Annotated in this window: 22 protein-coding genes; 15 read left to right on the top strand and 7 right to left on the bottom strand. The window is 67.3% G+C overall.

The window, feature by feature from the left end; all coding sequences use genetic code 11:
* Positions 1-84: 84 nt before the first annotated feature.
* The gene (locus J7654_RS13160) at positions 85-660 is read left to right on the top strand and encodes a hypothetical protein (RefSeq protein WP_209740712.1); all 576 of its coding nucleotides are present in this window, start codon (positions 85-87) and stop codon (positions 658-660) included.
* Entirely contained in the window at positions 657-887 is a 231-nt protein-coding gene (locus tag J7654_RS13155; RefSeq protein WP_209736352.1) for a DUF7220 family protein, read from the top strand. The genes J7654_RS13160 and J7654_RS13155 overlap by 4 nt, the downstream gene beginning before the upstream one ends.
* Here the strand turns inward: J7654_RS13155 and J7654_RS13150 are convergent.
* From J7654_RS13150 to J7654_RS13130, 5 genes are all read right to left on the bottom strand, one after another.
* Entirely contained in the window at positions 872-1,093 is a 222-nt protein-coding gene (locus J7654_RS13150) for a hypothetical protein (RefSeq protein WP_209736351.1), read from the bottom strand. The two genes, J7654_RS13155 and J7654_RS13150, sit on opposite strands and share 16 nt — an antisense overlap.
* A gap of 4 nt (positions 1,094-1,097) precedes the next feature.
* Positions 1,098-1,310, bottom strand: a complete 213-nt coding sequence (locus J7654_RS13145; RefSeq protein WP_209736350.1) for a hypothetical protein — start codon at positions 1,308-1,310, stop codon at positions 1,098-1,100.
* A 181-nt stretch (positions 1,311-1,491) separates the two neighbouring features.
* The gene (locus J7654_RS13140; protein WP_209736349.1) at positions 1,492-1,740 is read right to left on the bottom strand and encodes a hypothetical protein; all 249 of its coding nucleotides are present in this window, start codon (positions 1,738-1,740) and stop codon (positions 1,492-1,494) included.
* Between the two features lie 10 nt (positions 1,741-1,750).
* Positions 1,751-2,335, bottom strand: a complete 585-nt coding sequence (locus J7654_RS13135) for a DUF3489 domain-containing protein (protein ID WP_245195496.1) — start codon at positions 2,333-2,335, stop codon at positions 1,751-1,753.
* A 93-nt stretch (positions 2,336-2,428) separates the two neighbouring features.
* On the bottom strand, positions 2,429-2,653 hold the full coding sequence (locus tag J7654_RS13130) for a hypothetical protein (RefSeq protein ID WP_209736348.1): 225 nt from the start codon (positions 2,651-2,653) through the stop codon (positions 2,429-2,431).
* A gap of 121 nt (positions 2,654-2,774) precedes the next feature.
* Here J7654_RS13130 and J7654_RS13125 point away from each other — a divergent pair, with 121 nt between their 5' ends.
* The 8 genes from J7654_RS13125 to J7654_RS13090 all read left to right on the top strand — a co-directional run bounded on the left by J7654_RS13125 (position 2,775) and on the right by J7654_RS13090 (position 10,459).
* Positions 2,775-3,326, top strand: coding sequence for a hypothetical protein (locus J7654_RS13125; protein ID WP_245195495.1), 552 nt, complete (start codon positions 2,775-2,777; stop codon positions 3,324-3,326).
* Positions 3,274-5,289 (top strand): phage terminase large subunit family protein, encoded by a 2,016-nt coding sequence (locus J7654_RS13120; protein WP_209736346.1) that lies wholly within the window; start codon positions 3,274-3,276, stop codon positions 5,287-5,289. Before J7654_RS13125 ends, J7654_RS13120 begins: the two co-directional genes overlap by 53 nt.
* Positions 5,289-5,498: a phage head-tail joining protein gene (locus J7654_RS13115; RefSeq protein WP_245195494.1), complete on the top strand. Its 210-nt coding sequence runs from the start codon at positions 5,289-5,291 to the stop codon at positions 5,496-5,498. Before J7654_RS13120 ends, J7654_RS13115 begins: the two co-directional genes overlap by 1 nt.
* A gap of 55 nt (positions 5,499-5,553) precedes the next feature.
* On the top strand, positions 5,554-7,044 hold the full coding sequence (locus J7654_RS13110; RefSeq protein ID WP_209736345.1) for a phage portal protein: 1,491 nt from the start codon (positions 5,554-5,556) through the stop codon (positions 7,042-7,044).
* Positions 7,045-7,048: 4 nt separating this feature from the next.
* Positions 7,049-9,103, top strand: coding sequence for a prohead protease/major capsid protein fusion protein (locus J7654_RS13105; protein ID WP_209736344.1), 2,055 nt, complete (start codon positions 7,049-7,051; stop codon positions 9,101-9,103).
* 77 nt (positions 9,104-9,180) lie between these two features.
* Positions 9,181-9,516 (top strand): DUF2190 family protein, encoded by a 336-nt coding sequence (locus J7654_RS13100; RefSeq protein ID WP_209736343.1) that lies wholly within the window; start codon positions 9,181-9,183, stop codon positions 9,514-9,516.
* Complete coding sequence (locus J7654_RS13095) at positions 9,516-9,827, top strand: head-tail joining protein (RefSeq protein ID WP_209736342.1); 312 nt, start codon at positions 9,516-9,518, stop codon at positions 9,825-9,827. The genes J7654_RS13100 and J7654_RS13095 overlap by 1 nt, the downstream gene beginning before the upstream one ends.
* Positions 9,824-10,459: a DUF6441 family protein gene (locus J7654_RS13090; protein ID WP_209736341.1), complete on the top strand. Its 636-nt coding sequence runs from the start codon at positions 9,824-9,826 to the stop codon at positions 10,457-10,459. The genes J7654_RS13095 and J7654_RS13090 overlap by 4 nt, the downstream gene beginning before the upstream one ends.
* Before the next feature lie 12 nt (positions 10,460-10,471).
* On the opposite strand, the gene J7654_RS13085 is transcribed toward J7654_RS13090, so the two are convergent.
* Positions 10,472-11,122 carry a hypothetical protein gene (locus J7654_RS13085; protein ID WP_209736340.1) on the bottom strand — a complete coding sequence of 217 codons (651 nt, stop codon included), beginning with the start codon at positions 11,120-11,122 and terminating at the stop codon, positions 10,472-10,474.
* Between the two features lie 105 nt (positions 11,123-11,227).
* Between J7654_RS13085 and J7654_RS13080 the strand changes: the two genes are divergently transcribed.
* Genes J7654_RS13080 through J7654_RS13065 form a run of 4 tightly spaced genes read left to right on the top strand, consistent with a single transcriptional unit; the run spans position 11,228 to position 13,333 of the window.
* On the top strand, positions 11,228-11,647 hold the full coding sequence (locus J7654_RS13080) for a hypothetical protein (RefSeq protein WP_209736339.1): 420 nt from the start codon (positions 11,228-11,230) through the stop codon (positions 11,645-11,647).
* A gap of 23 nt (positions 11,648-11,670) precedes the next feature.
* Positions 11,671-12,615, top strand: a complete 945-nt coding sequence (locus J7654_RS13075; protein ID WP_209736338.1) for a phage tail tube protein — start codon at positions 11,671-11,673, stop codon at positions 12,613-12,615.
* Between the two features lie 2 nt (positions 12,616-12,617).
* Entirely contained in the window at positions 12,618-13,055 is a 438-nt protein-coding gene (locus J7654_RS13070; RefSeq protein ID WP_209736337.1) for a hypothetical protein, read from the top strand.
* A complete protein-coding gene (locus J7654_RS13065) occupies positions 13,052-13,333 on the top strand; it encodes a DUF7697 family protein (RefSeq protein ID WP_209736336.1) in 282 nt (93 codons plus the stop codon). The genes J7654_RS13070 and J7654_RS13065 overlap by 4 nt, the downstream gene beginning before the upstream one ends.
* On the opposite strand, the gene J7654_RS13060 is transcribed toward J7654_RS13065, so the two are convergent.
* Positions 13,306-13,518 carry an AbrB/MazE/SpoVT family DNA-binding domain-containing protein gene (locus J7654_RS13060; RefSeq protein ID WP_209736335.1) on the bottom strand — a complete coding sequence of 71 codons (213 nt, stop codon included), beginning with the start codon at positions 13,516-13,518 and terminating at the stop codon, positions 13,306-13,308. The genes J7654_RS13065 and J7654_RS13060 overlap by 28 nt on opposite strands.
* A gap of 70 nt (positions 13,519-13,588) precedes the next feature.
* Here J7654_RS13060 and J7654_RS13055 point away from each other — a divergent pair, with 70 nt between their 5' ends.
* Positions 13,589-15,739 (top strand): tape measure protein, encoded by a 2,151-nt coding sequence (locus J7654_RS13055; protein ID WP_209736334.1) that lies wholly within the window; start codon positions 13,589-13,591, stop codon positions 15,737-15,739.
* Positions 15,740-15,743: the final 4 nt, after the last annotated feature.

The following is a 15,743-nucleotide window of genomic DNA, read 5'->3' as shown; positions in this document are numbered from 1 at the left end:
TCCTCGCCATCCGCGAGGGAGACGAACTGGCCAACCCCGCGCGCCTGCTCTGGAACCCGGTCGAGCGGTGGCAACCGGACCGAATTGCTGCAGCTCTGGCCGACGCCCCGCGCCAGCGCCAACGAGAACCGGCAGACAAAGCCGACACCATCGCAGGAAGCGGGTCAGCACGGGATGAACCTCGCGACGACGGCGGCGATTTGGCCGACGCCGCAGACCGACAGTTTTCGCAGCCGGGGCGGCGACCGAAAGGACGAGAAGGGTCTGCACCGCATGGCGCGGGACTGGCCGACGCCGATGGCGAACGACGGGTGCAAGCCGAGTGCCGGCAACCGCCGAACAGCCGACCTGACCCATGCGGCGGGGATATGGATGACGCCGACGGCGCGCGACCACAAGGATGGGGCGACGACGTTGGCGAACACGCCGGTGAACGGCCTGCTTGGCCGCCAGGTCCTGGTGACGCCTATGGCTGGGAGCGATACCTCCGATGCGCGCCGAACCTTGAACCCGCTGTTCGTCGAGGCGCTGATGGGCTGGCCCACCGGGTGGACCGGCTTCGGCTCTGCGGGAACGGAGTGGTCCCGCTGGTTGCGGCGCATGCGCTCAGAACTCTCGCAGCTGAATTGCTGGCCGATGGGTGAAGGTGCGCCGGCATGAAGCAGTCGCGCCTCATGTCGCTGGTCGAAGCCATCGCCAACGTGGTCGTCGGCTATGGCGTCGCGGTTGCGACCCAGTTGGTGGTCTTCCCGTGGTTCGGTCTGCCCGCGCGTTTCGACGACGCGCTGGCGATCGGGGCAATCTTCACTCTCGTCTCGATTCTGCGCAGCTTCGCGCTGCGGAGGCTGTTCGAGGCGATCCGGGTCGGCGATCAGTTCCGGGACTGATCCTCGAAGATGCCGAGCATCTCCTCCACCCAGTCCTCGTCCTCGCTCCGCATCAGCACGGCCACGAGAAGCTGGACCAGCCGCGGGACCGGTGCATCCGGCGGATTGTCGGGCAGATAGAAGGAGAGTTCGCCCTCGGCAGAAACGACGAGGGCGGAGGAGCCTGATGGCAGGACGGTGCCATGATCGGTGGAAACATCGGTCATGGCATCACCAGTAGTATTTGTGCGGCTTGTGGTTGCCGAGATCCCAGATCAGCGTATCGGGATCGGCGCCGTGCAGCAGCCGAGTGATCGTCAGGGAGTTGCGGCGGCGGCGCGGACGGCTGTGGAACAGGATGTTCCAGTGCGACGGCGTTCCGTTCGGGAACGCGCCGGTGCTGCGACTCCTGGTTCGGGGTTTCTTGCGCTTGTAGTTCATCATTCGTCCTCCGGGATTTGCAGACATGCGAATGCCTGCGGTCCGGAGGGCCGCGAATGAGGAACCAGCGATGAGGGTCAGAGTCGGGATGATTTTCGCGGGAACGCGCATATCACGGTCGTGCCGGAACGTAAACCGCCGCCCGATCATTCAGGCGGCGGCTTCACCACTTGCATTGTCCCATTCAGAATTCGTGATCAACGCGCATCAGCTCGAGCGTTATCTCACGAATCTTGTCGGGCTTGGCCTTTGAACTTGGGGCAATGCCCTCGAGTTCCTTGGCTTCGATGATTAGGATCGCAAGGTAGCTATCGCTTTCAGGCCATGAACGGCCCCATCGTGCTCGATAGGCGTCGCGCGCCTTCTTCAGCGTAGTCGGCCCGATGATCTGGATGGGGAGTTTCGCCGGACGCTGGAAATGATCGGAAGTCATGGTGCCCCCTTCAGTCGGCGATGTGATAGACGCGACCGCGATCCGCCACCTTCTCGGAGGTGACGGTCAGTCCCAGCTTCTTCTTCAGCGCCCCGGCCATCGCGCCGCGCACCGTGTGCGACTGCCAGCCGGTCGCGGCCATGATCTCCTCGATGGTCGCGCCTTCCGGCGCGCGCAGCATGGCGATCAGGCTTGCCTGCTTGGTGCCCTCGCGCCGCGTGCGCGGCTTGGGCGCGGTGTCGCTCTCACGCGGGGTATCCTGCGGGGCCTCCGCGTGCGGCGTTTCGTTGGCGCTCGTGAGCGCGGTGTCGGACCCCTCCGGCTCGATGCCGATGGCGGCGAGACCGGCGTCGGTGATGTGCAGGAGGATGGCGCGACCGTCCTCGTCATTGCGCCAGATGCGGTTGAGCGCGGCGTCGGCCTTCGTCTGGCTATCGGTCACCGTCTCGGCGATCAGCCCGCGGGAGAGCAGCGCGCCCACCACCTTGACGGCGGCGCCTCCGCGCAGGGAACCGGGCAGCGGCAGGATGTTGCCGTCGTCGCGCTGAGCAGCAGCGCTGAGGATCACGGCTTGAGTGTCGGAAAGCTGGGTCATCGGGATCGTTTCCATGGTCGGGGCCGCGCCCATCGCGGCCCTTCTACGACCCCAAGCCCGCCTCGCGGCGGGCAGGCTTCGGAGAGGCTGGTGCTACTCGGCGTGTTCGCCTTCGCGGAATGCCATGTCGGTGATCTCCCGCAGTCTGGCGCGGTAGTGGTTCAGGGTGCCGACATGGCCCCAGTGGATCTCGTCGGGGTGGTCCTCGAAGTGGTCCGCGCTGAGGGTGGCGAGGCGTTCCAGCATCGCGTCGATCTCGAACTTGGCGGCGAGGAAGGCGTCGAGGGCCTTCGTGTTGTCCTGTGTGCGGCGGGTCATCGTGGTGGCTCCGTGGTCGAGTTGCATCGCGTCGTTGGAGTGACGTTCGCTCCGGTCGTGATTCTTATCAACTCAATAAGCACTTGAATCTGAATGATAATCGGAGCGGCCGATGTTAGGCATGAGCGAGCGCCAGTACGCCGCGCATGTCGGTCTGTCGCGCGGCGCGATCCAGAAGGCGAAGGCCGCCGAACGGCTGGTTCTCTATCCCGACGGCAGCATCAACGCGGCGGCCAGCGATGCGCGGCGCGCCGAGATGACGGACCCGTCCAAGACCCGCAAGCCGCCCGCGCCGAAGCTGAAGCCTGTTCCCGAGGCGGCGGTGACCGCCGTCGGCGACACGCTCCGCGAACAGGGGCTGGCAGTTCCCGCCGTCGGCGGCGGCACCACCTTCCTGCAGGCGAAGACCGCGAACGAGGTGCTGAAGGCGCAGGAGCGGCGCATCCGGCTCCAGAAGCTGAAGGGGGAACTGATCGAGCGGGCCCGGGCGTTGGCGCTGGTGTTCCGGCTGGCGCGGGAGGAACGGGATTCATGGGTGAACTGGCCTGCGCGCGCGGCGGCGCTGATGGCGGCCGATCTCGGCGTGGAGTCTGCCGCGATGCAGAAGGCTCTGGAGAAACATGTACGCGCCCACCTCGACGAACTCGCCGAGGTCCGGCCCGACTTCCGATGATGGTGAGCATGGTGACGATGGACTGACCGGGTTCGACGGCGCGGCGGAGATCCTGCGTGCCTGGGGCAACGGGCTGCGGCCCGACCCCGACCTGACCGTGTCGGAATGGGCGGACCGGCACCGGATGCTCTCAGGCCGCGCCTCGGCCGAACCGGGGCGGTATCGCACGGTGCGCACGCCCTACATGCGCGAGATCATGGACCGGCTGTCGCCGGGCGATCCCATGCAGCGTGTCGTGTTCCAGAAGGCCGCGCAGGTCGGCGCGACCGAGGCGGGGAACAACTGGATCGGCTTCGTCATCCACCAGGCGCCGGGCCCGATGCTGGCCGTCCAGCCGACGGTGGAACTGGCCAAGCGCAACTCGCGCCAGCGGATCGATCCGCTGATCGACGAAAGTCCGGAGCTGCGCGAGCGGGTGAAGCCCGCGCGGTCCCGCGATGCCGGCAACACGATGTTGTCCAAGGAATTCGCGGGCGGGATCCTGATCATGACCGGGGCCAATTCGGCGGTCGGCCTGCGGTCCACCCCGGCGCGCTACATCTTCCTCGACGAGGTCGACGCCTATCCGGCCTCGGCCGACGAGGAAGGCGATCCGGTCACGCTCGCCGAAGCACGGTCGCTGACCTTCGCGCACCGGCGCAAGGTGCTGCTGGTCTCGACGCCCACGATCCGGGGGCTGAGCCGGATCGAGCGGGAGTTCGAGGCGAGCGATCAGCGGCGGTTCTTCGTGCCGTGCCCGCATTGCGGCGCGATGCAGTGGCTGAAGTTCGACCGGCTGCGCTGGCAGAAGGGTCGTCCGGAGACGGCGGAGTATCACTGCGAGGGGTGCGACACGCCCATCGCGGAACACCACAAGACGGCGATGCTGGAGGGCGGGGAATGGCGGGCGACCGCCACCGCCGCCGATCCGACCACGGTCGGATATCACCTCTCGGCGCTCTACTCGCCGATCGGCTGGTTGAGCTGGGAGCGGATCGTGCGGGCATGGGACGCGGCGCAGGGGTCGGACGAAGCGATCAAGGCGTTCCGCAACACGATCCTCGGCGAGACCTGGGTCGAGACCGGTGAAGCGCCTGATTGGCAGCGGATCTACGACCGCCGTGAGGCATGGCGCCCCGGCATCGTGCCTGCGGGCGGGCTGTTCCTGACCGCCGGGGCCGATGTGCAGAAGGACCGGATCGAGGTCGATGTCTGGGCCTGGGGCCGTGGGCTCGAAAGCTGGCTCGTCGATCACGTCGTGATCGAGGGCGGGCCGGATCGGCATGACGCGTGGTCGGAGCTGACCGAGCTGCTGGATCGGTCCTGGCCGCACGAACGTGGCGCGCATCTCAGGATCGCGCGGCTCGCGATCGACACCGGATACGAGGCCCCGGCGGTTTATTCCTGGTCGCGGGCCCAAGGCGCTGCGCAGGTGTCGCCGGTCAAGGGCGTCGAGGGGTTCAACCGCTCGAGCCCGGTCTCGGGGCCGACCTTCGTCGACGCGACCGAGGGCGGGAAGCGGCTGCGGCGCGGTGCGCGGCTCTGGACTGTTGCGGTCTCGACCTTCAAGGCCGAGACCTATCGCTTCCTGCGGCTGGCGCGGCCGACCGAGGAGGAGATGGCCGAGGGGGCGGCGTTCCCGCCCGGTTCGGTGCATCTGCCGCATTGGGTCGAGAACGAATGGCTGAAGCAGTTCGTCGCCGAGCAGCTGGTGACGGTGCGCACCAAGCGCGGCTTCGCCCGGCTGGAATGGCAGAAGCTGCGCGAGCGCAACGAGGCGCTGGATTGCCGGGTCTATGCCCGCGCCGCCGCCTGGATCGCGGGCGCCGATCGCTGGCCAGACGAGAAATGGCGCGACCTCGAGGATCAGCTCGGGGCGGCGCCCACCGATAGCGATCCTGCCGGGCAGATCAACCGGCTTGGGCATGCCCCGCAGAGCAAGCGCCGCTCCGACTGGCTCGGGCGGCGGGAGGGATGGTTCTGATGATCGACTGGACGGAAACCGAGCTCTCGGCGCTGCGCCGGGCCTATGCCAGCGGCACGACCCGCGTCAGCTATGACGGCAAGTCGGTGGACTATGGTTCGGCCGAGGATCTGCTCGCCCGCATCCGCACCATCGAGCGCGCCATAGCGGGAACAACCCGACCGCTGCCGGTGGCCGGGCTCGCTGGCTTCTCGCGCGGGGACAGGTGATGGGAAGCATGACCTTGTCCAAAAACCGGTTCCCACTTTTTGGGGTCATGCTGTGATGGCGGTGAACTGGTTCGACCACGCCATCGCCACGGTGGCGCCGCGCATGGCCGCCCGCCGCGTGATGGCGCGTCAGGCCTTCGAGACGCTCGCGCGGGGCTATGACGGTGCCGCGCGCGGGCGGCGGACGGACGGCTGGCGCGCGCCGGGATCCTCGGCCGACACCGAGATTGGCGTGGCCGGGGCGCTCTTGCGCGACCGCATGCGCGATCTGGTGCGCAACAACCCGCATGCGGCCAAGGCCGTGGCGGTGCTGGTGAACAACATCATAGGCGCGGGCATCATGCCACGCGCCGCCAGCGGCGACGAATCGCTAGACCGCAAGGTCGATGCCCTGTTCGAACGCTGGACGACGGAGTGCGATGCGGACGGCCAGCTCGATTTCTACGGGCTGCAGACCCTGATCTGCCGGGAGATGATCGAAGCGGGTGAGGTGCTGGTGCGCCGTCGCCTGCGGCGATCCTCGGACGGTCTGCCGGTTCCCTTGCAGCTTCAGGTGCTGGAGGCCGATTTCCTCGATGCCACGAAATCTGGCGCCATCGGCGCTGGTCGTCTCGTGCAGGGGATCGAGTTCGACCCGGTCGGCAAACGCCGGGCCTACTGGCTGCACAGCGAACACCCCGGCGATGCCTGGGGTGCGCTTCAGGGCGGGCGCGGGGCGCGGCCTGTGCCGGCGGCCGAGATCGCTCATGTCTATGAGAAGCAGCGCACGCAAGCGCGCGGCGTTCCATGGGGCGCGCCGGTAATCCGGGCGCTGCGTGATCTCGACGATTACGAGGTCGCCGAAATCGTCCGCAAGAAGACCGAGGCCTGCGTCACCGCCATCGTCTTCGGCGATGACGAGGCGCAGCAGGGCATTGCGCCCGCCGTGGTCGATGCCGATGGTAACCGGGTCGAGCAGTTCGAGCCGGGGCTGATCGCCTATGCCCGTGGCGGCAAGGACATTCGCTTCAACCAGCCCGCAGCCACCGGCGGCTATGGCGAATACAAACGCGCCAGCCTGCACACGATCTCGGCCGGGTTCCGGGTGCCCTACGAGCTGCTGACCGGGGATCTGAGCCAGGTGAACTATTCCTCGATCCGCGCGGGGCTGGTCGAGTTCCGCCGGATGATCGATGCGGTGCAGTGGCAGCTCTTCATTCCGATGCTCTGCGCCCCCGTCTGGCGCTGGTTCATCGAGGCCGCATGGGCGGCAGGCCAGATCCCGGTGCCGGATGTGCCGGCCGAATGGTCGCCGCCGAAGTTCGAGGCGGTCGATCCGCAGAAAGATGCGATGGCGAACCTGCTGGCGATCCGTTCGGGCACCATGACTCTGGCCGAGGTGATCGCACAGCAGGGCCGCAATCCCGACGCCGTGCTGGCCGAGATCGCCGCGACCAACGCCAAGCTCGACGCGCTCGGGCTGGTGCTCGACAGCGATCCACGTCGGGTGACCAAGACTGGCAGCGCGCAGGCAGCCGATCCTGCACAGGTCGACCAACAGGACTGACCCCATGGACACGATGATCGAACTGCCGGCCATGCGCCGGATGGCGGAGCTTGCGCCGAACAGCGTCGATACCGACGCCCGCACCATCGAGGTGATCTGGTCGGCGGGCGCCCGCGTCCGCCGCGCCAGCTTCTTCGGCGAGTTCTATGACGAGGAGCTGAGCCTCGACCCCGCCCATGTGCGGCTCGAACGGCTGAACGCGGGGGCGCCCTTCCTGAAGGTGCACGAGATCGACACGCTCGACGCCGTCATCGGCTCGGTGGTGCCGGGATCGGCGCGGATCGAGAACGGCCGCGGCATCGCGCAGGTGCGGATCAGCGAGCGGGCCGACGTCGAGCCGATCTGGCGCGACATCCAGGCCGGGCACATCCGCGCGGTGTCGATCGGCTACCAGGTCCATCGCTTCGACATCTCGAAACCCGACGGCGAGCGTGAGCTCTGGCGGGCCGTGGACTGGACGCCCTTCGAGATCTCGGCCGTGCCGGTCGGCGCCGATCCCGCCGCGGGCTTCCGTGCCAAGGGCGAACATCACGATTGCGTCCTCCACCGCCAGGACGCCCCGACAGAGCAAGGAGCATCCCCGATGACCGACAAGACCCCGGCCGCTCCGGCCGACCAGACCAACGAGACGGCAGCGACCGAGGAGACCACCATGACCGACGACAAGACCGGCGCGGCCGAGGCGCAGACCCACGCCGCCGACACGCGCAGCCAGCCCGGACCCTCGAACCAAAGGTCCGCATCGGCGAAACCGGAAGCGCCCGACACCGAGGCCATCGCCACCCGGGCCCGCGAGGCCGAGCGTGACCGCGTCTCGACCATCTACGATCTGGCCGGCCGTCTGAACCTTGAGCGCGGCTTCGCCGAGGACCTGGTCAAGCGCGGCGTCAGCGTCGACGAGTCCCGCAGCCTGATCCTCGATCAGGTCGCCGCGAAGTCGGACGAGACCCGGACCTTCGGCCAGGTGTCGGTCCCGCTCGGCGGCCGCGACGAGCGCATCACCCGCCGCGACGCGGTGGCGAACGCGCTGCTGCACCGCTACAGCCCGACGCTGTTCCAGCTGGAAGATGCCGCGCGTCAGTATCGCGGCATGACGCTCCTGGAGCTCGCCCGCGAAAGTCTCGGCAATGCCGGGGTGAACACGCGGGGCCTGTCGCGCGACGAAGTGGCGACGCGCGCCCTGCACTCGACCTCGGACTTTCCCGAGATCCTCTCCGCGGTCACCAACAAGACCCTGCGCCAGGCCTACGAGGCCTATCCCCGCACCTTCATGCTGTTCTGCCGTCAGGTGCTCGCCACCGACTTCAAGGCGATGCACCGGGTCCAGCTCGGCGAGGCGCCTCAGCTGCTGGAGGTGGGCGAGAGCGGCGAGTTCAAGCGCGGCACGCTCGGCGAGTCGAAGGAGAGCTACAAGGTCAAGACCTATGGCCGGGTGGTCGCGATCACTCGTCAGGTGCTGATCAACGACGATCTCGACGCCTTCACCCGGATCCCGGCGATGTACGGCAACTCCATCGCGCAGCTGGAATCCGACGTGGTCTGGGGAATCGTCACCTCCAACCCGGCGATGGCCGACGGCACGGCGCTGTTCCATGCCAATCACAGGAATCTCGCGGGCACCGGCGCGGCGCTGGACGTCACCAGCGTCGGTGCGGCCCGCGCCGCGATGGCGAAACAGACCGGACTCGACAAGAAGACGGTGCTGAACATCCGCCCCGCCTTCCTGATCGTCCCTGCCTCGCTGGAACTGAAGGCCGAGCAGCTGGTCGCCCAGAACCTCGTGCCGGCGCAGAGCGGGAACGTGGTGCCCCAGTCGATCCGCACACTGGCGCCGATCAGCGAGCCCCGGCTCGATGCCGCCAGCGAAACTGCCTGGTATCTGGCGGCGAACCCGAACCAGATCGACACCATCGAATATGCCTATCTCGAAGGCCAGCAGGGCGCCTACATCGAGACCCGCAACGGCTTCGACGTCGACGGCGTCGAGATCAAGTGCCGCCTCGACTTCGGCGCCAAGGCCATCGACTGGCGCGGCCTCTACAAGAACCCGGGCGCGTAGCGCGCACCCCATCCCGAACCCTGACATCCGGGCGGTCCTGACGGGCCGCCCTTCGCTTTCCCGAAAGGACTCTCGCGATGAAAAACTACGTCCAGCCCGGCAACACCATCACCCTGACCGCGCCCTATGCCGTCGTCTCCGGCGAGGGACTGCTCGTCGGCTCGATCTTCGGCGTTGCCGCAGGCACTGCCGCCAGTGGCGAACCCGTCGAGACCGTGCTCGTCGGCGTCTTCGACCTGACGAAGGTCGGCAGCCAAGCCTGGACCGTCGGCGCAAAGGTCTATTGGGACGATACCAACAAGCGCACCACGACCGTCTCGACCGATAACACGCTCATCGGCGCAGCCGTCGAGGCCGTGGCGAGCGGCGCCAGCGACACCATCGGCAGGGTCCGCCTGAACGCAAGCTTCTGATGGGTGCTTTCGCCACCGCCGTCGGCGCGCTCTTCGCCGATCCGAACATCGGGCGGGACGCTGTCTACGTCGCAGATGGCGGCACGCCCGTTCCGGTGCGTGTCGTCGCCCGACGGGCCGATGCGATCACCGACTTCGGCGATGCGCGGCTCTGGTCGGAAACAACGCGGATCGACCTGCGCGTGACCGAGGTTCCGAACCCGCGTCCCGGTGATCGCATTGAGATCGGCGGCGACGCCTTCCTCATTCAGGGTGAACCCGTCCGCGACCGTGAGCGGCTCGTCTGGACCGTGGACCTGAGGCCCGCATGAAACTCGGCATCAGCATCGTCGGCGATATCGTCCGCCTGATGGACGAGGAGGTGAAGGCCGGCGAGAAGGCCGTCACCACGGCGATGCGCGATGCCGGGACCGGCCTGAAATCCGCCTGGCGCGCGCAGATCACCGGCGCAGGTCTCGGGGCACGGCTTGCCCGCACTATCCGGTCGGAGCAGTTCCCGAAAGGCAGGACCAGCCTCAATGCGGCGGCACTGGTCTGGTCGAAGGCGCCGGTGATCATTGGCGCGCATGACTCCGGCCCGCTAATCCGCTCGCGGAACGGGTTCTGGCTGACAATCCCGACGCAGGCGGCTGGGAAATCCACCCGTGGCGGCCGGATCACCCCCCTTGAGTGGGAGCGGCGCACTGGGCTGCGTCTGCGCTTCGTCTATCGGCGAACAGGTCCGAGCCTGCTGGTGGCCGAAGGGCGGCTGAACACCAAGGGCCGCGCCGTGGCGTCGCGCTCGAAGACTGGCCGAGGGCTGACCACCGTGCCGATCTTCCTGCTGGTTCCGCAGGTGAGGTTGCGCAAGCGGTTGAATCTGGCGCGGGATGCAGGGCGGGCGATGGACGCTGTGCCAGGGCGGATCGTGGCGAATTGGGTTGAGGACTTGGCAAATCGTTAGATCTGCGAGCGATTAGGGATTGTCAGGCAAAACCGGCGCAGCGCGACCAGCTAATTTCTTCCAGTCCTGGTTGTCGATCAGGGTCGATCGATAGATCTTTATCTTCGAGCAGCCATCGATCGACTTTAGGGCCGCCTTTACAGAGTCTGAAAGTGCGGAAGCCAACCAAGGGCTCAAAGTTATGCGCTTTACGTGACTCAAGCTGATCGGCACGTCATGAAATGGCTTTGAAACGTTGCGGTCTACGTGGACGACGCGGTACTCGGCTTCATCGCCATATGGCCACCTTTTTAGGAAAGGAAGCTGCTCGACATCAATGTCGGCCATTTTCTTCGCCTGCTTTAGAAGAGTGTAATTCATGGTGCCGTGCCGAATACTCACATCCCGGTTGAAGAGCCCCAATAGTCCTTCCTTGTCGAATTCGATGCAAACGCCGTCTGAGCCGTGTGAAAAGACCCGCCAATGGTGATAGGTCTCATGGCTTTCAGCAAAGCAGAGAGCCAGCACAGAAGATGAATTGGTGCGTCGCTTGTATTCTGACATGAAGAACGCATCATTCCTGTCATCCCAAGTTGAGGGATCAAGGAGCGTAATCTTGCGTTTCTGTAGGAGATGAATGGCTGCGGCCAAATTCGTGTAGCGTCGAAAGGTCGTATTTGTCATTTTCCTGGACATCCCCCTGAAATCTCAATGCGTCCACAGGCATTAAGCGCAGCATAGCGCTGAGGTAAAGCAGCTCCCAAGTGACTCTGCTCTTGGATAGGATCAATGCCCACCCCTCGTGAAACCATCCTCGCCGCGCTGCACACGCGGCTTTCGGCGCTGGCCGCCACCGCCCTGCGCGGCGAGGTCCTGCCGGAACGTGTGCCGGCAGCCGGGCTGCTGATCCTGCGCGACGGCGAACCTGGCGAGCCCGAAGTGACGCTTTCACCCTTGCGCTATCACTACCAGCACCGCGCAGAGATCGAAGCCGTGGTGCAGGGTGCGAGCCGGGACACGGGTTTCGACACGCTCTGCGCCAGTATCGGCGCGGCGCTCGCCGCCGACCGCACGCTCGGCGGTCTCTGCGACTGGGTCGAGGCAGAGGCCCCGCAGCCCGTCGATCTGCCGGTGGACGGCGCGGCCAGCCTGAAGGCGGCCGTCATTCCGGTGGTGCTGCATTATTCCACGGCCGACCCTCTCGGCTGAACCCCTTCGACAAGGAGACCGACATGGCACGCGCCCAAGGCGCGCGGGCGCGGATGGCGCTCGCGTTCGAGACGACCTATGGCACGCCGCCCGGCAGCGGTTACACCCGGATGCCCTTTGCCAGCGCCACGCTCGGGGCGGAACAGCCGCTCCTGAACTCGGAGCTTCTGGGTTACGGCCGCGATCCTCTTGCGCCCATCAAGGACGCGGTGACCGCCGATGGCGATGTGGTGGTACCGATCGATGCCGAGGCCTTCGGCTTCTGGCTGAAGGCGGCCTTCGGCGCGCCGACCACCACCGGAAGCTCGCCCGGTCCATATACCCATACGTTCCAGTCCGGCAGCTGGACGCTGCCCAGCATGGCGATCGAGACTGCCATGCCCGAGGTGCCGCGCTACGCCATGTATTCCGGCGTGGTGCTGGACCAGCTCAGCTGGCAGATGCAGCGTTCGGGCCTGCTCACCGCCACCGCGCGGCTGGTGGCGCAGGGCGAGACGGTGGCCACGACCAGCGGCGCCGGAACGCCAGCGGAACTGGACCTGATCCGCTTCGGGCATTTCAACGGCGCGATCAAACGCAACGGCACCGCCTTGGGCAACGTGATCTCGACCGAGATCACCTATGCCAACAATCTCGACCGGATCGAGACCATCCGCGCCGACGGCATGATCGACGGCGCCGAACCCTCGATCGCCGCGCTCACCGGCCGTACGGAGGTCCGCTTCGCCGACAGCACGCTCGTCAGCCAGGCGATCGGCGGCACGCCCTGCGAGCTGGAATTCGCCTACAGCCTGACCTGGGGCCAGAGCTTCACCTTCACCGTCCACGCCGTCTATCTGCCCCGCCCGCGCATCGAGATTTCCGGCCCGCAGGGCGTGCAGGCCAGCTTCGACTGGCAGGCCGCGCGCGACGCCGCGCTGGGGCGGATGTGCACTGCCGTTCTCGTCAACGACATCGAAAGCTACTGACCATGATCCGTCTCGACCTTTCCAGCGCGCCGAAATGGCTCGATCTCGGGGCTGGCCTGCGCCTGCACGTCCTGCCCGTCACCACCGCGATCATGGTCGCCGCGCGCAACGATCCGGCGGTCGAGGCGCTGCCTGAGGAGGCGAGCAAGGAGGAACAGGCGCTGGTCATGGCCAAGGCGGTCGCCCGCCGCGTGGTCGCCGGCTGGGAGGGCGTAGGCGATGCCGAGGGCAATCCCGTTCCCGTAACCCCGGAAGGGATCGACGCGCTTCTGGACATCTGGCCGGTGTTCGAGGCCTTCCAGACCCGCTGCCTCGCGCCGCATCTGATGCTGGACGCGGAAAAAAACGCCTCCGCGCCCTCGCAGACTGGCACTTCGGCGGGGGCGAAAGCTACTGCGCGGCCTGCGAAGGCTCGTGCCCGGACTGCCCGGCGCGGGTGAACCATCCGGAAACTCCGGAAGGTTGGCAGGTCTGGGATCTGGCACAGCGCCTGACCGGGCAGCTTCGCGTCGCGACCGGCATGGGCGGGACCATGGTGCTCGGCTGGGACATGACGGCCGCGCTCGCCATGGCGCGGGCGCTCGGGCTTGATCTGCTGGTCGCCGCCGAATGCCTGCCCGAGATCGAGGCGGTGATGGTGCGCAAGCTCAACGAGCAGATGGCGTCTGGTGACCGATCAGGGCCTGAAGATCAGATGCGATCCGTCCGGTCCCGGTAACCGCCCGCCGACGCGGTCTTCGCAATGCCGGCCAGATCGCCCCGTTCCGGCACCGGCATCAGCAGGATGCCGGTCCCCTTCGGGATGAGAGCAAAGACCTGACCGGCCTTCCATCCCCGGGCCGCCCGGACCGTTGCGGGGATCGTGATCTGGAATTTCGAGGACAGGATGGCGGTCTCGGACATGGCCCGAGTCTCCCTCGTTCGATGCCTCAGCGCAAGGCGAACGCCGCCACCCTTTCGGGAACGATGACCCATGGCCCAGAAACAAGTCTCCGTCCGCCTCGTCGCCGAAGGCGGCCGGCAGGTGAAGGCCGAGTTTCAGGGGATCGGCGACGCGGGCGAGAACAGTTTCAAGCGTATCGAGCGGCAGGCGGACATCACCGGAGCGGTGGTGCGCCGGGTCATGGGCGTCCTCGGCGCGGCGATCAGCACGCGCCAGCTCGTCGCCTATGCCGACCAGTGGACCGACCTGCGATCGCGTGTCGATCTCGCCACCGGCTCGCAGGAAGCCGGCGCGGCCGTGATGGATCGGCTCGCCGCCATGGCGCGCCGGACCTACTCAAGCTTGGGGCAGACCACGGAATCCTGGCTCGCCAATGCCACGGCGCTGCGCGAGCTGGGGCTGACGACGGCGGAAAGCCTCGATTTCACCGAGGCGCTGAACAACGCGATGGTCGTCTCGGGCGCGCGGGCGGAGCGCGCGGCCTCGGTCCAGAACGCGCTATCGCGCGCCATGGCGCTGGGCACCCTCAGCGGCCAGAACCTCAACAGCGTGATCCAGAATGGCGGTCGGGTCGCCGAACTGCTGGCCGAGGAACTCGGCACCACCGTCTCGGGCCTGCGCGCCCTCGGGCAGCAGGGCGCCATCACCGGCGATGTCATCCGCACGGCGCTGATCGGCAATCTCGAACTGCTGCGCGAGGAAGCCGACAGCATGCCGGCGACCATCGGCGATGCCTTCACGCTGATCGGTAACGCCGCCCTGCAGCTGGTCGGAACCTGGGACCAGATGGCGGGCGCCTCCTCGACGGTGGCCGAGGGGCTGATCCTGCTGGCCGACAATCTGGAGAGGCTCGCGGCCATCGGCATCGCCTTCGCAACCTTCATGGCCGGGCGTTGGGTCGCGGCGTTCGTCGCCGCCCGTGTCGCGACCTTCAGCTTGTCGGGCGCGCTCGCGCTCCTGCGCGGCGCGATCATCCGCACGGGGATCGGCGCGCTGATCGTCGGCGCGGGCGAGCTGATCTACTGGTTCGGCCAACTCGTGAAGGGCGCGGGCGGCTTCGGTTCGGCACTCGAGCTAATGGGCAACGTGGCGCGCGCGGTCTGGGACGGGATCAAGGCCACCCTCGGCTCCTTCGTGGACGACTTCCGCGCCCTGCGCGCCGAGATCGAGGCGATCTGGCTGCGGCTGATGGCCTTCCTGTCGAACAGATGGGCCGATTTCCTCGGCACCATCGGACCGACCTTCAACGCGGTCGCCGAGACGATCGGTGCGGATGCACGGATCGACTGGTTCGGGGCGCAGTCTTATGCCTCGATGCTCGATCACGCCGCCAGCAATGCCGGCGCGATGGCCGACCGCTACCGCCAGCGCGCGGCCGAGACCAGGGCCGGAGCCTTCGATGGTGTGGGCGCGGCTATGCAGGCGCTGCGCGATGCACTGAGCGGCGGGGACGCCGAGAACCCGCTGGACGAGGCTGCCGCATCGGCGGGCCGGGTGACGGCGGCTCTGAACGATGCCACGACCGCTGCCGGTCGTGCCGGAGCCGCCGGGCGCAGTGCCGGCGAGCAGACGAAGGCTGGGGCCGAGGCTGCCGCGACCGGATGGGCGGCGGTGAGCCAGACTCTGGCTGACTATGCCACGAAGGCGCGCGAGATCGGCGGCGACATCGGCAACGCACTGGTGGGAGCGTTCCGCAGCGCCGAGAACGCGATCGGCGAGTTCGTGAAGACCGGCAAGCTGAAGTTCGGCGACCTGGTCACCTCGCTGATCGCCGATCTGGCAAAGCTCGCAGCCCGGCGTTTCATCCTCGGCCCGCTGGCAGGCGTGCTTTCCGGTGTTCTGGGCAGTCTCGGCGGCGGGATCTTCGCCAACATCCTGCATGCGGGCGGCATGGTCGGTTCTCCGGCACCGGGCCGTATGGTGCCCGCGCTCGCCTTCGCCAATGCCCCGCGCATGCATTCCGGGGGCTGGGCGGGGCTCAGGCCCGACGAAGTGCCCGCGATCCTGCAACGCGGTGAGCGGGTGCTCTCGCGGCGAGAGGCAGCGGGTTACGGCACCGCCGCCGCGCAGACCGTCAATGTCACGATCAATGCCCGCGATGCCGAGAGCTTCCGGCAGTCCCGCACGCAGATCGCGGCCGATATCGCCCGCGCGGTCTCGCTCGGGCGAAGGGGTATGTGAGGTA

Source organism: Aureimonas populi, assembly GCF_017815515.1.
Classification (GTDB): domain Bacteria; phylum Pseudomonadota; class Alphaproteobacteria; order Rhizobiales; family Rhizobiaceae; genus Aureimonas; species Aureimonas populi.
The sequence above is the reverse complement of the archived record's forward strand: the minus strand, read 5'-3'. Positions and strand labels throughout refer to the sequence as shown.

Excerpts from the sequence above, each read along its gene's own strand:
- J7654_RS13120 (WP_209736346.1), top strand. The coding sequence starts at position 3,274 with ATGTACGCGCCCACCTCGACGAACTCGCCGAGGTCCGGCCCGACTTCC.
- J7654_RS13100 (WP_209736343.1), top strand. The coding sequence starts at position 9,181 with ATGAAAAACTACGTCCAGCCCGGCAACACCATCACCCTGACCGCGCCC.
- J7654_RS13055 (WP_209736334.1), top strand. The coding sequence starts at position 13,589 with ATGGCCCAGAAACAAGTCTCCGTCCGCCTCGTCGCCGAAGGCGGCCGG.
- J7654_RS13135 (WP_245195496.1), bottom strand. The coding sequence starts at position 2,335 with ATGACCCAGCTTTCCGACACTCAAGCCGTGATCCTCAGCGCTGCTGCT.
- J7654_RS13070 (WP_209736337.1), top strand. The coding sequence starts at position 12,618 with ATGATCCGTCTCGACCTTTCCAGCGCGCCGAAATGGCTCGATCTCGGG.
- J7654_RS13115 (WP_245195494.1), top strand. The coding sequence starts at position 5,289 with ATGATCGACTGGACGGAAACCGAGCTCTCGGCGCTGCGCCGGGCCTAT.
- J7654_RS13130 (WP_209736348.1), bottom strand. The coding sequence starts at position 2,653 with ATGACCCGCCGCACACAGGACAACACGAAGGCCCTCGACGCCTTCCTC.
- J7654_RS13085 (WP_209736340.1), bottom strand. The coding sequence starts at position 11,122 with ATGACAAATACGACCTTTCGACGCTACACGAATTTGGCCGCAGCCATT.
- J7654_RS13105 (WP_209736344.1), top strand. The coding sequence starts at position 7,049 with ATGGACACGATGATCGAACTGCCGGCCATGCGCCGGATGGCGGAGCTT.
- J7654_RS13075 (WP_209736338.1), top strand. The coding sequence starts at position 11,671 with ATGGCACGCGCCCAAGGCGCGCGGGCGCGGATGGCGCTCGCGTTCGAG.
- J7654_RS13095 (WP_209736342.1), top strand. The coding sequence starts at position 9,516 with ATGGGTGCTTTCGCCACCGCCGTCGGCGCGCTCTTCGCCGATCCGAAC.
- J7654_RS13125 (WP_245195495.1), top strand. The coding sequence starts at position 2,775 with ATGAGCGAGCGCCAGTACGCCGCGCATGTCGGTCTGTCGCGCGGCGCG.
- J7654_RS13140 (WP_209736349.1), bottom strand. The coding sequence starts at position 1,740 with ATGACTTCCGATCATTTCCAGCGTCCGGCGAAACTCCCCATCCAGATC.
- J7654_RS13145 (WP_209736350.1), bottom strand. The coding sequence starts at position 1,310 with ATGATGAACTACAAGCGCAAGAAACCCCGAACCAGGAGTCGCAGCACC.
- J7654_RS13150 (WP_209736351.1), bottom strand. The coding sequence starts at position 1,093 with ATGACCGATGTTTCCACCGATCATGGCACCGTCCTGCCATCAGGCTCC.
- J7654_RS13060 (WP_209736335.1), bottom strand. The coding sequence starts at position 13,518 with ATGTCCGAGACCGCCATCCTGTCCTCGAAATTCCAGATCACGATCCCC.
- J7654_RS13080 (WP_209736339.1), top strand. The coding sequence starts at position 11,228 with ATGCCCACCCCTCGTGAAACCATCCTCGCCGCGCTGCACACGCGGCTT.
- J7654_RS13090 (WP_209736341.1), top strand. The coding sequence starts at position 9,824 with ATGAAACTCGGCATCAGCATCGTCGGCGATATCGTCCGCCTGATGGAC.
- J7654_RS13155 (WP_209736352.1), top strand. The coding sequence starts at position 657 with ATGAAGCAGTCGCGCCTCATGTCGCTGGTCGAAGCCATCGCCAACGTG.
- J7654_RS13110 (WP_209736345.1), top strand. The coding sequence starts at position 5,554 with ATGGCGGTGAACTGGTTCGACCACGCCATCGCCACGGTGGCGCCGCGC.